Below are 12,697 nucleotides of genomic sequence, written 5' to 3'. Positions count from 1 at the left end.
ACGATGACCGAGGCGCAGGAGACCGAGCCGGTCCACGGCGGGCAGGCCGTGCCGCAGACCCGCACCGCACGCCACCGCCGGATCGTGGACATCCTCGGCCGGCAGGCCGTCCGCTCCCAGAGCCAGCTCGCCCGGCTGCTCGCCGACGACGGCCTCTCCGTCACCCAGGCCACGCTCTCCCGCGACCTCGACGAACTGGGCGCCGTCAAGATCCGCAACACGGGCGGCGAGCTCATCTACGCCGTCCCGGGCGAGGGCGGCGACCGCACCCCCCGCGCGCCCCTCGGCGAGTCCGCCACCGAGGCCCGGATGGGCCGCCTCGCCGCCGAGCTCCTCATCTCGGCCGAGGCGTCCGCCAACCTCGTCGTCCTCCGCACCCCGCCGGGCGCCGCCCAGTTCTTCGCCTCCGCCATCGACCAGGCGGGCGTCCACGAGATCATCGGCACCATCGCGGGCGACGACACGGTCCTCCTGATCAGCCGCGACCCGACGGGCGGCCAGGCGCTGGCCGACCACCTGCTGCGGCTGGCGCAGAAGGAGCGGTAAGAGCGGTAAGGGGCCCGGCCGGCGGGCGGGACTCAAAGGGCCGGCGGGGGGCTGAGGACCGGGGGAGTTCAGAGGGCCGGCCGGTGGGGCCCATCGGCCAGGCCAGGCCCGGCCCGGCCGCCCGGCGGGTTCAGAGCGCCCGTTCCGCCGCCCAGAGGGGCAGGCGCTCGAAGAAGTCCACCGCCTCGGCGCGCCACAGCGACCGCCAGCCCGCGGCCTCGGCGGACGCCGTCTCGGCGAGTCGGCGCAGATCGGCGCGGACGCGGTCGTCGACGCCGTGGCGCCGGGCGATGTCCCGGACACGGTCGACGGACGCGGCCGGGCAGTCCGGGTCGCCGAGGGCACGTTCGATCGTCTCCCGCTCCGGGCCGGTGGCCGCCGCCAGGGCCGCGCTCAGCACGTAACCGCGGCGCCCCGCGCGGAGATCGGAGCCGACGGGCTTGCCGACGACGTCCTCGTCCCCGAAGAGGTCCAGGTAGTCGTCCCGCAACTGCCCGAGGACGCCCACCGGCGCCGCGTACCGGCGCAGCCGCTCGTCGTGCGCCGCCAGGTCCCCGCCCGCGACGAGCAGGCCCATCCGCAGGGGCGCGAGGACCGAGTAGCGCGTGCTCTTGTAGTCGGTGACGGTGTCCAGCAGGCCGGCGTCGGGCAGCGGGAGGAAGTCCCGTTCCAGGTCCATCACCTGGCCGACGACCGTGTCCGCCGCCGCGCGCGTCTGCACGTCGGTCAGCGCCTGCCGCAGCTCGGCCGGAACGGGCGCGTCCAACAGCACCCGCACGGACAGGAAGGCGGCGAGGTCCCCCGCGAGCAACGCCAGCCCCAGCGCCGTCCGTTCGTGCTCCGGGAACTCGCGGCGGTACGCGTAGTAGGTCGAGGGCCCGCCCCGGCGGACCGGAGAGTCGTCGATGATGTCGTCGTGGACGAGGCCGTGCGTCTGCAGCAGCTCGATGCTCAACGCCGCCTCCGCAAGCCCCGGAACATCCTCCTCCGCCGTCACCAGCCGAGCCCCTTCACGCAGCAGCGCCACCCTCAGCCGCTTCCCGCCCCGCAGGGAGAGGTCACGGAGCAGTTCGAGAGCGCGCGGGGCGAACCGGCTCCCCGACGGCACACCGCCGCCCGCCGCCAGCGAGTCGAAGTACGCCGCGAAGCGGTCGTCGAACTGCTGCTGATGCGCTGCGAGGCGGGCGAGGGCCGCGGCGGGGGACGTATCGTTCATGCGGCTATTTTCCCTGGTCGGGGGAGTGGTCGCGGACTGGTCGCGAGCGGCCGGGGAGCGGCCGTGGACGGGTCGCCGAGTGGCCGGGGCGTGGCCGCCGAGTGGCCGGGCGTGGCGGGGACCGGTCGGGGAGCGTTCCCGCGAGGGCTGGCATGATGCGGCCATGACGGCCACGGAGCCCTTGCCGGAGCGCGTCCGGGAGTCGTGGGCCGAACTGGCGGGCGCCCCCGGGCGGTTCCCGCCCGAGGGCGGGGTGAACGTGGTGGTCTCCCCGCGATCACGGCTGTGTCCGGCGTCGTGGACGGGGATCGTGGTCCTCGGCGACGCCGCGCTCGTCACCGCGCCCAGCGGCCGGACCGCCGAGCTGATGACCGGGGTCGCCGGAAAGCTCCCCCGCCAGGCGCTCGTCGACGCGGACCGCCTGCGCGGTGTCCTGCCCGTACGCGACGTCCTCGGGCCCGCGTCCCTCTTCTACCTCGACCGCGCCGGCTTCCGGCCCGCGCGTCCGGCCGCCGTCGAGGAGATACCGCGCGACGACGACCGACTGGCCGCGCTGGCGGCCCGCGCCGGCGAGCAGGACGCAGGGGAGAGCGGCTTGGAGGACATCACGTCCTCCGCGTGTGTCCTGCGGGACGGCGACGACGTGGTGGCCGCGGCCGGCTTCCGCGCCTGGCCGGGGTCCGTGGCCCACCTCGGCGTCCTGGTCGCACCCGGCCGCCGTGGCCGGGGGCTGGCGCGCACCGTGGCGTCCGAGGCGGTGGCCCGTGCGCTGGGCGCCGGATACCTGCCGCAGTGGTGGGCACGGTCGCACCCGTCGAAGCGCGTGGCACTCGCCCTGGGCTTCCGCGAGCTGGGTACCCAACTCAGCGTTCGGCTAGGCCGGTGAGGACGCCGTTCGCGGCCGGGTGCCGTCCTGGAACTCGGCTGCGACCGGCATCCTCGTCTCGTCGAACCACCGGTCTCGTCACGATACTTGCCGTGACGGTACCCCGGAGATCGGCGTCCTCCCCTGCGCGCTCGCGCACGCAGGGGAGGACGACACCCGCCGGAGCACTGCCGTCGGCGACCGGCCGGCACCGCACGTCCTTCCTCGGGGACCCGGCGTCGTCGTGATCAGCGCACCGCGCCCGGACCGGCCGCGTCCTCGACCGCGTGTGCGCGCACGCCGCTCCCGACGACCGTCACCGCAAGCGCCGTCGCGTCACCAGCGCACGGCTCCGGCCGCGCGTACCTCGGCGAGCGCCTGGCGTGCCAGCGTGCCGAAGTCGTCGCGGTTGTCGGTGTCGATCCACCGGTCGTAGGCGATCTCCCAGACGAGCATGCCCAGTTTCGCGGCCACGCGCGCGGTCAGGCCGGGGACTCCGCGACGGTCGAGGGCCTCGATCATCGAGGCGGCGAGGTCGATCCTCTTCAGGGCCTCGCGTTCGAGCAGTTCCGTATTGGCGTTCAGCACGGCCTGGCGCCGGCGGCTGAACTCGCGGCGGTCGGCGGCGAAGAACGTCCGGCCGAGCGCGTCGAGGGCGTCCGCCACCGCGTCGAGCGGCCCGGCCTCCGGCGGCGCCGAGGCGATCCCTTCGGCGAGCAGACCGGTCACCGTGCCCCCGCCGAAGAGCACTTCGCGCTTGTCCGGGAAGTACCGGAAGAACGTGCTCTTGGTGAGCCCCGCGCGCTCCGCGATCTCGATCACGGTCGTGTTCTCGTAGCCGTGCTCCTCGAAGAGGTCGAGGGCGGCGGCGGCGAGTCGTCCTGGTGCGTCGGGTTGCCAGCGAGCCATGGAAGCAGTGTACGGGACTTCGTCCCATCACTGGTGTACGGTCGATGAGACCAAGTCCCATCACTGTCCAGGAGAGGTCACTGATGAGCAAAGCTGTCCGTTACCGGCAATTCGGCGGTCCCGAAGTGCTCGAACTGCAGGAGATACCCGAGCCGCACGCCGCACCGGACGAGGTACGCGTCCGGGTCACGGCCGCCGGACTCAATCCGATCGACTGGCAGATCACCACACAGCCCGACATGGCGGCGCGGTTCGGCATCACCTTGCCGGCCGGCTTCGGCAGCGATTTCGCCGGAGTGGTGGACGAAGTGGGCGCCGAAGCCACGGGGTTCGCGGCCGGGGACCGGGTGTACGGGGCCGCGATCGGCCGGTCCGTCGCCGATTTCGTGCTGGTCAGGACACCCGCGGAGACGCTGTGGCGCACCCCGGAGGGCGTGGGCGACGAGGTGGCGGCCACGCTTCCGGTGTCCGGCCTGACGGCCGCCGCCGCGCTCGCCGTGATCGGGCTCCACGCGGGGGACACCGTCCTGATCGGTGGGGCGGCGGGCGGCGTGGGCATCTTCGCCGTGCAACTGGCGAGGCTCGCGGGTGCCCGGGTGCTCGGCACCGCCTCCGAGGGCACGTTCGGATTCCTGCGCGGGCTCGGCGCCGAGCCTGTGGCGTACGGCCCCGGCCTGGCGGACCGGGTGCGGGCCCTGGCGCCCGAGGGGATCACCGCCGCAGCCGACCTGTTCGGGAGGGAGACGGCCGAGACCGCGCTCAAGCTCGGCGTGGCACCCGAGCGGATCACTGTCGTGGCCGACGGCCCCGCCCCGCCGCCCGGTGTGCACAAGGCGGGCGCCCTCGACGCGGCTCCGGGCGCCCTGGAACGGATCGCCGACGCGATCCATGCCGGCGAGATCACGGTGTCGATCGCGGCGACCTTCCCGGCCGAGCGGATTCGCGAAGCCGTGACGACGCAGGCCGAGAGGCACGTTCACGGGAAAATCGTGATCACGCTGTGAGCCGGTACCGGGCGGACTCCACCGGGCGGCGATCGTCGCAGGTCATCGCCGCGGGGCGGTGGGCGCCGGGGGCGTTGGGGGCGCCGGGATCAAGCACAAGCGGGTGATGCGACGGGCCGGACGGTGGCCGGGGAACCGGCCACGGCGGCCCGGACCGGATCGCAGCGGCTGTCGAACCACGTCGACCGGGACGGTGACGAGGGGCCTCGACGACGTGCGGGCATACGTGGTCGAGGACTCGGCCGAACCGGGCTGTGCGGTGATCGCGGACGGCGCCGGGTTCCCGAAGGAGGACGTGGACGTGCGGCCGGCCGGTGCCCCGCGGCTGTGCCGCAGTATTGATCACGTCCTGCACTGGTCCCGCCGGGCCAGAAGAAGATGAGGCAACAACCCAAGCGCTGAATGCCGTCACGGCAATAACTGCCGCAGAGTCAGGACTCTCCGTGGCCCGCCGGCGAATCCGCTCAGTCGAGGCAGAATTCGTTGCCCTCGATGTCCAGCATCGGGATGCACGAATCATTGCCGTCGTACAGCGTTTGCACGTGTACTGCGCCAAGCAGGACCAGCCGTGCGCATTCGGCCTCAAGTGCGGCGAGGCGTTCTTCACCCACGAGTCCGGTGCCGACCCGGACGTCGAGGTGCACCCGGTTCTTGGCGACCTTCCCTTCGGGGACGCGCTGGAAGTACATACGCGGGCCCGCGCCCGTGGGATCGGCACACACGGCCCACGCGCCCTCGCCCTCCGTCGGCAGCGTGACGACGTAACCCAGCACCTCGGACCAGAAACGAGCGACGCACACGGGTTCCGCGCAGTCGAAAGTGACTTGGAACTGCTTGACCGATGCCATTCGGTCACCCTAGCAAGGGGCGTCGTCACTCAACTCCCCATATCCGGACGCTTTCCGGCGCCTCTCACTCCGTCGGGGTGCCGATCCGGAGCCGGTTGCCGTCAGGGTCGCGCAGCTCGATCTCGCGCGCCCATGGAGCTTCCCGCACTGGCACGCCGAACTCGAAGGCCATGGCCTCGACATCGCGAACGCGGAGGTAGATCAGCGTGTCAGGGCGAGCATCACCCTCATGCTCCGACAGGAACAACCGCATCCCGTTCCGGGCGACCTCGACGAACGCGGGAAATCCCGGTCCGAAGCGGTGCTCCCACTGCTTGGCGAAGCCGAGTCGCTCGTACCAGGTGACCGCTGCCGCGGCGTCAACGACGCGGAGAATGGGGATGGCTTCCTCGTCCATGGCGTCATCGTCGCAGACGGTTCAGGTCTTCCGCCCGAGGCTCGTGCCCGAGCCGCAGGTTGCATGGCCGCGGCGTCGGGTCAGCCGAGGAGGGAGCCTGTCCTGAGGGCGGCGAGGAACGCCGTCCAGGTGGAGGGGTGCGTGGTGAGGATCAGGGTGGGGTCGGCGGTCCGCTTGCTGTCGCGTATGTGTATGAGGTCGTCGGCGGAACCGGAGATTTCCAGACAGTCATTGGAAGTCGCGCTGTGCCTACTCTTGCGCCAGATCATGGGTATCTGTCCTCAAGCGTTTGGCGGATGAGGGCCTTGGACGCTTCGGCGGACAGGGAATCCGCGTGCAACTGATCGTAAAGGTTGACGTAGACACCGATCTCACGGGGCTTCGTCACGAAGTATCCGTTGTTCATTGTTTCCTGGTACACGACCGTGCGCCCGTCCGCGAGTGTCCAGATGGTGGCCCAAGCCAGCCCTGGTACGACGGCCCGATTGGCTGCGAAGGGCAACACCTGGACCACCACGTGCGGTTGTTCGCATTCCTCCAGCAGGTGCAGGAGCTGTTCACGCATGACGTGCGGGGAGCAGACGGCCCGGTAGAGCGCGGACTCGTCCAGAACACATCGGACCCACGGGTATTGTGGCCCGTCGACGACGCTGCGCCGGGCCATACGAAGACCGACCTTCTCGTCCAGGTCTCCACCGAAGAAGGGGATGCCGGCCCCCAGTAGAGCCGTCGCGTACTCCTTCGTCTGGAAAAACCCAGGAATCACGTGGGTGTAGAGCTGGATGCGAGTGGCCTGAACCTCGATGTCCTCGATTTCCTCGGGCCATTTCTTGTCCCAGCTGCGCGCCAGGAACGGCCGCATCTCGACCAGCTGTCCCCCCGCTCCCAGCTCCCGGTCCAGCAACTCCGTGATGTCCGGTGGCGGGACATCCTCAGCCCGTTCGAACTGTGCGATGCGGCTCCCCGAGAGCCGTACCTCCTCGCCCAGCTGAACCTGTGACCAGCCGCGCGCCCTGCGCAGTGTGCGGATCTTGTCGCCGAACCACTCATTCAGATTGGTGGGTTCGATCCGCTTTGGTGCGGGCACAGTTGTTCGCCCCTCCGTTGAAGCCGGGTATCCCTGCAACGGGACCGGCCTTCCTACAGTCGTTACGCCTGGTCACGGTACCGCTGCGCGGAGATGCTGGGAATCGAATCGCAAGATCCCCCGAGAGGAACACCAGCATGGAAGAGCCAACAGGCCCACAGCGCCAGCGGACGCCCGCCGTGGGCGAGTTGGTGGTCGACGCGCGGCGTGAGCGCGTCGGGGAGGTCACCGGAACCGGTGAGGGGAGGGTGCGGCTGCGGCCGCCGACGGGTGGGGACCCGTGGGACGCGCTGCCGTGCGATGTGCGGCCGGCGACGGACCAGGACGCGTGGCGGGTGTACCGGCCGTCGCGGTGTGCGGAGTGCCGGGACATCAAGCGGAGGCGCAGCCTCGCGTTGGCGGCGAGTGACCTGAAGGCGGCGGTGGAGCTGACCGAGGCCATGGGGGTGCACCTCCGCTTGGTACACGCTTAACACGCGACCCAGCAGGCCCCGGGTGCACGCTTCAGCGCGCCGACGTCCCCTCACGCGCCCCCGAACCGCCCCTGGTGCCACAGAGACAGACCTTGATTTCCGGGTTGCGAGCGTGTCAGTTGGCGGGAGCGGCGAGCGTCTGGGTGCCGAGCACGGTCAGCAGGGCGAGGCGTTCAGCGTCCTCGGTGCCGGGTTCGGCCGTGTAGATCATGATCCGGAGGTCGCTGCCCGCCACGGTGAGTACGTCGCAGTCGAGCGTCAAAGGTCCTGCCTGTGGGTGGTCGATGGTCTTGCGTGCGGCCTCGTGGTGGCCGACGGTGCCGGCATCCCACAGTGCGGCGAATCGGTCGCTGGTCGTGCGCAGTTCCGCGATCAGTCGCCGCAGCCGTCGGTCGGCCGGGTATCGGCCGGCCGCAGTGCGCAGGTCGGCGACCAGCGCCGCCTCGAAGTCGCGCAGGGATTGAGGCGTGTGGCGGGCCCGGGTGCCCGGGCCGAGGAAGTGGCGCCACACAGCGTTGCGCTCGTCGTCACGCCAACCGGACGGATCCCCCATCAGGGCCGTGTACGGCGCGTTGGCCATGAGAAGGGTCCAGGACGCGTCATAGACCGCCACGGGCGTCCCCGTCAGTCTGTCGAGCAGCCGCTGGACGCTCGGGGTGATGTACGCCGGCACTGTCCGCGGGCCCGGCGGTGCGAGCCCGGCCAGCCGGAAGAGGTGGGCGCGCTCGTCCCCGACAGTCGCAGTGCCCTGGCCAGTGCCTCGACGATCTGGGGCGAGGGATGGGTGGCGCGGCCCTGTTCGAGCCGGGTGACGTAGTCGACGGAAATCCCGGCGAGCATGGCCAACTCCTCGCGGCGCAGCCCGGTGGTGCGCCGCGGCGCGCCGACGGGCAGTCCGGCCGTCTCCGGTGGCATCCGGTCGCGCCAGCGACGCACCGCCTGCCCGAATTCCGTCGTCGCCATGCCTGCCAGTGTGCACCGTTCGTCGCCTGGGCCGCCTGGTACTGCCAGTCCCAGGAAGGAGGGACGCCTGGCCGGGCGAATGGTCCGGAGGCACGGTAGGGACATGACGAGAACACTGATCACCGGGGCGAACAAGGGGCTCGGCTTCGAGACGGCCCGCCGCCTCATCGCCGCAGGCCATACCGTCTACATCGGCAGCCGGGACCCCGAGCGCGGCCGCCGGGCCGCCGAGTCGCTGGGCGCGAGGACCGTACGGCTCGATGTCACCGACGACGCCTCCGTCGCGGCCGCGGCCGAGACCATCGGGGCGGACGGCGGACTGGACGTGCTGGTCAACAACGCCGGAATCGAAGGAAGAAGCGAGGACAACGGGGTGATCGGTGCCGCGGACGTCACCGCGGACATGATGCGGCAGGTGTTCGAGACCAACGTCTTCGGCGCGGTGAGGGTCACCCACGCGTTTCTGCCGCTGCTGCGGCGGTCCGCTTCCCCGGTCGTGGTCAACCTCAGCAGCGGCCTGGCCTCCCTCACCCGGGTCACCACCGCCGGCACCCCGGCCCACGCCTACCCGGGCGTCGCGTATCCGGCCTCGAAGACGGCACTCAACATGATCACCGTGCAGTACGCGAAGGCCTTCCCGAACATGCGGATCAACGCGGTGGAGCCCGGTTACACCAAGACGGACCTCAACGGGAACACCGGCACCCAGACCGTCGAACAGGGCGCCGAGATCATCGTCCGCATGGCGCAACTGGGCCCTGACGGCCCCACTGGAGGCTACTTCGACGCACACGGGCCCCTGCCCTGGTGAGCCTCCGAGCCCTGGCCGTCACGGGAGGGTGACCGAGCGCTTCACGTCGCGCATGCCGCCGCCACGACAGAGCGCTCAGTCACCTTGCGGCAGGATGGTGGCCCGTGAGTCCGCGGGGTCAGGGCGACGATGAGGTCTATCGCCGCCGTCTGCGACTGCTGAAGTCGCGCGGAGACCCGCCGCCTGTACAACCTCACCGGCCGCCCCGTCCACGAGATCCGCACCGCCCCCGCACTGGTCGACGTGCCGCCGCCGACACCAAGTCGAGGCCCGGCACCACGACTTCCGCCGCCATATGCGACTCCGGACGGTGCGGATCCAGCCCTGTAATACTGGCCCCCTCGCGCGTCCCCCCAACCTGCCCACCTCGGCACGCGGCCCGGACGTCCCACCCGAACGCGTACCACCCTCCTCACCATCCCCCCATCGCGTTCCACCCGAGCGCGTTCCACCCCCGCGTTCCAAGGGGCGCGCATATCCCCTGACCGGAGGCCAAGTTCGCGTCTCCGTGTCCCGAAGTAGCCGGTCCGCATGGCGGCCGGGCGGTGTTGTCCCGCAAGCTCGGGTGATCACACGTTCGGGACAGGACCCAGGAACCACGTGACACGTGAAGGAGCGCCTTCCTTGACCACACACCTTCGACGCGCCACCGGCCCGCGGGCGGTGCTCGCGCTGCTGGCGGCGCTGTGCGGGATCATCGGTGCCACCGCGCTCGGCCCGACCCCGGCCGCGGCGGCCGACCAGCGGCACGCCATCTACGCCATCGCGCACCGCGTCGACACCGTGGAGGGCGTGGACGCCGCGCTCAACCACGGCGCCAACGGGATCGAGATCGACGTCTGCGCCTGGTGGAACCCCAACGAATGGCGCGCCTACCACGACTGTTCCTCGGCCGGTGAGAACCGGAGAGGCCCCAGCTTCGACAGCATGATCGACCGGATCCTGTCCAACGCCAAGGCGGGACGCCGACTGGCGCTGGTCTGGCTGGACATCAAGGACCCCAACTACTGCGGCGAACAGCCGAACCGCACGTGCAGCGTCGCCGGTCTGCGCGACAAGGCGCAGCGGCTGACGGCCGCCGGGATCCAGGTGCTCTACGGCTTCTACGAGTACCACGGCGGCAACACCCCGGACGTCGGCGGCCGGGGTTGGAAGAGCCTCGAGGGAAAGCTCGGCAAGCTGGAGGGCATTACGACGACCGGGTCCCGCGACAAGGTGATCAATGCCTTCAACCAGTTCGGCGCCGGGTTCCCGAACGGCCGCCGGGTGATGGACTACGGCGACACCAACATCCCCAATGGTTTCGGCAACTGCACGGAACCCTCCTACAACACCTGTGCCGAGCTGAAGAAGGGCGCCGCGGACCGCTCCGCCGGCCGCCTCGCGGCCACGCTGTCCTGGACGACCACGTACAACGACCCGTGGTACGTCGACAAGCTGCTGGGCGACGCGCGGGTGGACGGCATCATCGCGGGCTACGGCACCTTCACCGGTGAGCACGAGTACGACAACGGCTGGCAGTGCGCCAACGCCATCAAGCTCATCCGCGACTGGGTGAACAGCCACGGCGGGACCCATCGCATGGCCACCGGCGCCGACCGCCTGTTCCGGTGACCGCTTGAGCGGGTAGCCGCCCGTCGCACGGAGCGGACGCGCCCGACGGACGCACGCAACGGACGCGCACAGCCGACACTCGGAGCGGACGGTAGCGGTCGCGGACCCGTACCGCCCCGCGTGCAGGACCCGAGTTCAGGGCGGGTCGTGCACGCGGGGCTTCCGGCATTCGTCCGGGTGTGGCCGGGTTCGGCCGGGCCTAGGGAAGGCGAAACAGGGCCGGAAAAACGCAAAACGCCCTCCGACCCGCGGATTTCCGCGATTCGGAGGGCGTTTCCCGTGTCGGGACGGCGGGATTTGAACCCACGACCCCTTGACCCCCAGTCAAGTGCGCTACCAAGCTGCGCCACGTCCCGTTCGCCCGTTCCCTCCGGTTTTCGTCCCGGTGGGGCGTGCAGGAAGAAAATATCCTGTTCCGCGCCGTGATCCAAATCCGGGGGTGGGCGGGCTCCCCGGCAGGGCGGAGGGGGAGGCTCTCCGAGGTCAGCGGGAGGCCGACAGGAACCAGCGGACCCGGCTGATCCGCTCCTTGCCCGCCGCGGCCGCGGCCCGCTCCAGCAGGGCGTCCAGCTCGGCGCGCCGGGCGTCGGGGAGCGTCCGGTACGCCGCCGCGGCGCCGGCGGGACCCCAGCCGGCGAGGGCCGTCAGGGCCCGCTCGCGCAGCGCGGGATCCGGGTCGCCGGCCAGTCGCAGGAAGCAGCGGAGCTGGGCCGTCGGACGGTGGGCGGACAGCAGCCGGAAGGCGGAGACGCGGACGTACCGGGGACGGTCGTCCGCCAGCCGGTCGTACAGCCAGTCCTCGGGGAGCCGGGCGGCGACCGGCAGGAGCGTCGTCGTCGCCTCGCGGACGACGGAGACCGACGGGTCGTCCAGCAGCGGTTCCAGCCGCTCGGGCCCGCCCGCGTCCAGCATCCGCAGGGCGGCGACGGCCTTCGCCCGTACGGCCGGACGCGGGTGGCCGAGCAGCGGCCACAGGGGCGCCGCGTCCGCGCGGGTCCCCGTCTCGCCCAGCCCGGCGGGCGCGCCGGGGAGGACGTCGGGGCCGGCGCAGGCGGCCCGGTACAGCGGCAGGGGTTCGACGCCGTGCCGCCGCAGCACCCAGCGGGCGCAGGCGCGGACCAGCCCGGAGCGGTCGGTGAGGAAGCGGGCCGCCTCCCCGGTCTCCCCGGTGCGTCCGAGCGCGGTCACCCCGGCGGCGCGGACGCGCGGCTGCCGGGAGGCGAGCAGCGGACGCAGGACGCCGTCGGGGTCCCCGTCCCGGGTGCGGGCGAGCGCGGCGTCCGCGCACAGGTCCTGCACGACGACGTCCGGGTCCGCGGCCGCGGCGCGCGCCAGCTCGGCGGCGGAAAGGTGCTCCTCGTCGATCGCCACCCGGTGGCCCAGCCGGCGGGCCGCCCGGTCCGGGCACGCCAGCAGCGCGTCGATCCGCTCGGGGCTCCGGACGAACGACATGACCAGGTCGCGGGCGTAGTCACCCCGCCGCCGCACGGCCGCGCGCAGGGCGACCGCCACGACCGGAGCAACGGCACTCGGCGGGACACCGGGCAGCAGCCCCGCCAGCGACCTCCGCGCCTCCTCCCGCACCGGGCCCGCCCAGTCCGCGCACCGCAACACCACCAGCGCCGGGAATCCGGCCGCCTCCGGCCGCCGCAGCGCCGCCTCGCGCATCCGCCCGTCGGGGTGGCACAGCGCGACCGCCACCGCCGCGTCGCCGGGCGCCGGCTCCCCGGTGCGCAGCCAGTCGACGGACAGGTTCTCCCAGAGCAGGTGCTCGCGCACCCCGTAGTCGAAGTCGATCCACGCCGTCGGATCGGCGGCGTCGAACGGGACGCCGTCCCCGGATCGGGCGGCCCGTAGGGTCGCGTGGGCCAGTCCGTACTCGCGGCTCATGGGGGTGTGTCCCTGTTTCGGTCGGTTCGATCGTTCGGAAGTGATGATCGTAGGGCCGGCGCGAAAGGGGGGAG

The 12,697-nt window shown here is 71.8% G+C and carries 14 protein-coding genes, 1 tRNA gene and 1 pseudogene; 7 read left to right on the top strand and 9 right to left on the bottom strand.

Annotated elements, in window-relative coordinates; genetic code table 11:
- The first annotated feature begins 3 nt into the window (after positions 1-3).
- Entirely contained in the window at positions 4-546 is a 543-nt protein-coding gene (locus ACQEVS_RS05670) for an arginine repressor (protein WP_433016042.1), read from the top strand.
- Between the two features lie 130 nt (positions 547-676).
- Here the strand turns inward: ACQEVS_RS05670 and ACQEVS_RS05665 are convergent, their stop codons facing one another.
- On the bottom strand, positions 677-1,762 hold the full coding sequence (locus ACQEVS_RS05665) for a polyprenyl synthetase family protein (RefSeq protein ID WP_433016039.1): 1,086 nt from the start codon (positions 1,760-1,762) through the stop codon (positions 677-679).
- A 163-nt stretch (positions 1,763-1,925) separates the two neighbouring features.
- On the opposite strand from ACQEVS_RS05665, the gene ACQEVS_RS05660 reads away from it, so the two are divergent.
- Positions 1,926-2,648 (top strand): GNAT family N-acetyltransferase, encoded by a 723-nt coding sequence (locus ACQEVS_RS05660; protein WP_433016036.1) that lies wholly within the window; start codon positions 1,926-1,928, stop codon positions 2,646-2,648.
- Positions 2,649-2,963: 315 nt separating this feature from the next.
- On the opposite strand, the gene ACQEVS_RS05655 is transcribed toward ACQEVS_RS05660, so the two are convergent.
- On the bottom strand, positions 2,964-3,536 hold the full coding sequence (locus ACQEVS_RS05655) for a TetR family transcriptional regulator (protein ID WP_433016033.1): 573 nt from the start codon (positions 3,534-3,536) through the stop codon (positions 2,964-2,966).
- Between the two features lie 83 nt (positions 3,537-3,619).
- Between ACQEVS_RS05655 and ACQEVS_RS05650 the strand changes: the two genes are divergently transcribed.
- Together ACQEVS_RS05650 and ACQEVS_RS05645 are read left to right on the top strand one after the other, a co-directional pair.
- The gene (locus ACQEVS_RS05650; protein WP_433016030.1) at positions 3,620-4,540 is read left to right on the top strand and encodes an NADP-dependent oxidoreductase; all 921 of its coding nucleotides are present in this window, start codon (positions 3,620-3,622) and stop codon (positions 4,538-4,540) included.
- A gap of 193 nt (positions 4,541-4,733) precedes the next feature.
- Positions 4,734-4,922 (top strand): hypothetical protein, encoded by a 189-nt coding sequence (locus ACQEVS_RS05645; protein ID WP_433016027.1) that lies wholly within the window; start codon positions 4,734-4,736, stop codon positions 4,920-4,922.
- An 82-nt stretch (positions 4,923-5,004) separates the two neighbouring features.
- On the opposite strand, the gene ACQEVS_RS05640 is transcribed toward ACQEVS_RS05645, so the two are convergent.
- The 4 genes from ACQEVS_RS05640 to ACQEVS_RS05625 form a co-directional block, all read right to left on the bottom strand.
- A complete protein-coding gene (locus ACQEVS_RS05640) occupies positions 5,005-5,388 on the bottom strand; it encodes a VOC family protein (protein ID WP_433016024.1) in 384 nt (127 codons plus the stop codon).
- Between the two features lie 64 nt (positions 5,389-5,452).
- Positions 5,453-5,785: a glyoxalase superfamily protein gene (locus tag ACQEVS_RS05635; RefSeq protein WP_433016021.1), complete on the bottom strand. Its 333-nt coding sequence runs from the start codon at positions 5,783-5,785 to the stop codon at positions 5,453-5,455.
- 80 nt (positions 5,786-5,865) lie between these two features.
- Positions 5,866-6,054 carry a DUF397 domain-containing protein gene (locus tag ACQEVS_RS05630; protein ID WP_433016018.1) on the bottom strand — a complete coding sequence of 63 codons (189 nt, stop codon included), beginning with the start codon at positions 6,052-6,054 and terminating at the stop codon, positions 5,866-5,868.
- Positions 6,051-6,872 carry a helix-turn-helix domain-containing protein gene (locus tag ACQEVS_RS05625; RefSeq protein WP_433016015.1) on the bottom strand — a complete coding sequence of 274 codons (822 nt, stop codon included), beginning with the start codon at positions 6,870-6,872 and terminating at the stop codon, positions 6,051-6,053. Before ACQEVS_RS05625 ends, ACQEVS_RS05630 begins: the two co-directional genes overlap by 4 nt.
- Before the next feature lie 137 nt (positions 6,873-7,009).
- On the opposite strand from ACQEVS_RS05625, the gene ACQEVS_RS05620 reads away from it, so the two are divergent.
- Positions 7,010-7,345 (top strand): hypothetical protein, encoded by a 336-nt coding sequence (locus tag ACQEVS_RS05620; RefSeq protein WP_433016012.1) that lies wholly within the window; start codon positions 7,010-7,012, stop codon positions 7,343-7,345.
- A 115-nt stretch (positions 7,346-7,460) separates the two neighbouring features.
- On the opposite strand, the pseudogene ACQEVS_RS05615 reads toward ACQEVS_RS05620, so the two are convergent.
- Positions 7,461-8,308: pseudogene (locus ACQEVS_RS05615) on the bottom strand (helix-turn-helix transcriptional regulator).
- A 103-nt stretch (positions 8,309-8,411) separates the two neighbouring features.
- Between ACQEVS_RS05615 and ACQEVS_RS05610 the strand changes: the two are divergent.
- Positions 8,412-9,119, top strand: coding sequence for an SDR family NAD(P)-dependent oxidoreductase (locus tag ACQEVS_RS05610; protein WP_433016009.1), 708 nt, complete (start codon positions 8,412-8,414; stop codon positions 9,117-9,119).
- A gap of 624 nt (positions 9,120-9,743) precedes the next feature.
- Positions 9,744-10,733, top strand: a complete 990-nt coding sequence (locus tag ACQEVS_RS05605) for a glycerophosphodiester phosphodiesterase family protein (protein ID WP_433016006.1) — start codon at positions 9,744-9,746, stop codon at positions 10,731-10,733.
- A gap of 282 nt (positions 10,734-11,015) precedes the next feature.
- On the opposite strand, the gene ACQEVS_RS05600 is transcribed toward ACQEVS_RS05605, so the two are convergent.
- Together ACQEVS_RS05600 and ACQEVS_RS05595 are read right to left on the bottom strand one after the other, a co-directional pair.
- Positions 11,016-11,089, bottom strand: a tRNA-Pro gene (locus tag ACQEVS_RS05600).
- A 127-nt stretch (positions 11,090-11,216) separates the two neighbouring features.
- Entirely contained in the window at positions 11,217-12,623 is a 1,407-nt protein-coding gene (locus ACQEVS_RS05595) for a hypothetical protein (protein WP_433016003.1), read from the bottom strand.
- Positions 12,624-12,697 lie beyond the last annotated feature (74 nt).

Origin of the sequence: Streptomyces sp. CA-181903, from assembly GCF_050937075.1 — a bacterium.
GTDB lineage: Bacteria > Actinomycetota > Actinomycetes > Streptomycetales > Streptomycetaceae > Streptomyces.
The sequence above is the reverse complement of the archived record's forward strand: the minus strand, read 5'-3'. Positions and strand labels throughout refer to the sequence as shown.

Coding starts and splice junctions, on each gene's coding strand:
- ACQEVS_RS05595 (WP_433016003.1), bottom strand. CDS start 12,623: ATGAGCCGCGAGTACGGACTGGCCCACGCGACCCTACGGGCCGCCCGA.
- ACQEVS_RS05630 (WP_433016018.1), bottom strand. CDS start 6,054: ATGATCTGGCGCAAGAGTAGGCACAGCGCGACTTCCAATGACTGTCTG.
- ACQEVS_RS05640 (WP_433016024.1), bottom strand. CDS start 5,388: ATGGCATCGGTCAAGCAGTTCCAAGTCACTTTCGACTGCGCGGAACCC.
- ACQEVS_RS05620 (WP_433016012.1), top strand. CDS start 7,010: ATGGAAGAGCCAACAGGCCCACAGCGCCAGCGGACGCCCGCCGTGGGC.
- ACQEVS_RS05660 (WP_433016036.1), top strand. CDS start 1,926: ATGACGGCCACGGAGCCCTTGCCGGAGCGCGTCCGGGAGTCGTGGGCC.
- ACQEVS_RS05655 (WP_433016033.1), bottom strand. CDS start 3,536: ATGGCTCGCTGGCAACCCGACGCACCAGGACGACTCGCCGCCGCCGCC.
- ACQEVS_RS05635 (WP_433016021.1), bottom strand. CDS start 5,785: ATGGACGAGGAAGCCATCCCCATTCTCCGCGTCGTTGACGCCGCGGCA.
- ACQEVS_RS05650 (WP_433016030.1), top strand. CDS start 3,620: ATGAGCAAAGCTGTCCGTTACCGGCAATTCGGCGGTCCCGAAGTGCTC.
- ACQEVS_RS05610 (WP_433016009.1), top strand. CDS start 8,412: ATGACGAGAACACTGATCACCGGGGCGAACAAGGGGCTCGGCTTCGAG.
- ACQEVS_RS05665 (WP_433016039.1), bottom strand. CDS start 1,762: ATGAACGATACGTCCCCCGCCGCGGCCCTCGCCCGCCTCGCAGCGCAT.
- ACQEVS_RS05670 (WP_433016042.1), top strand. CDS start 4: ATGACCGAGGCGCAGGAGACCGAGCCGGTCCACGGCGGGCAGGCCGTG.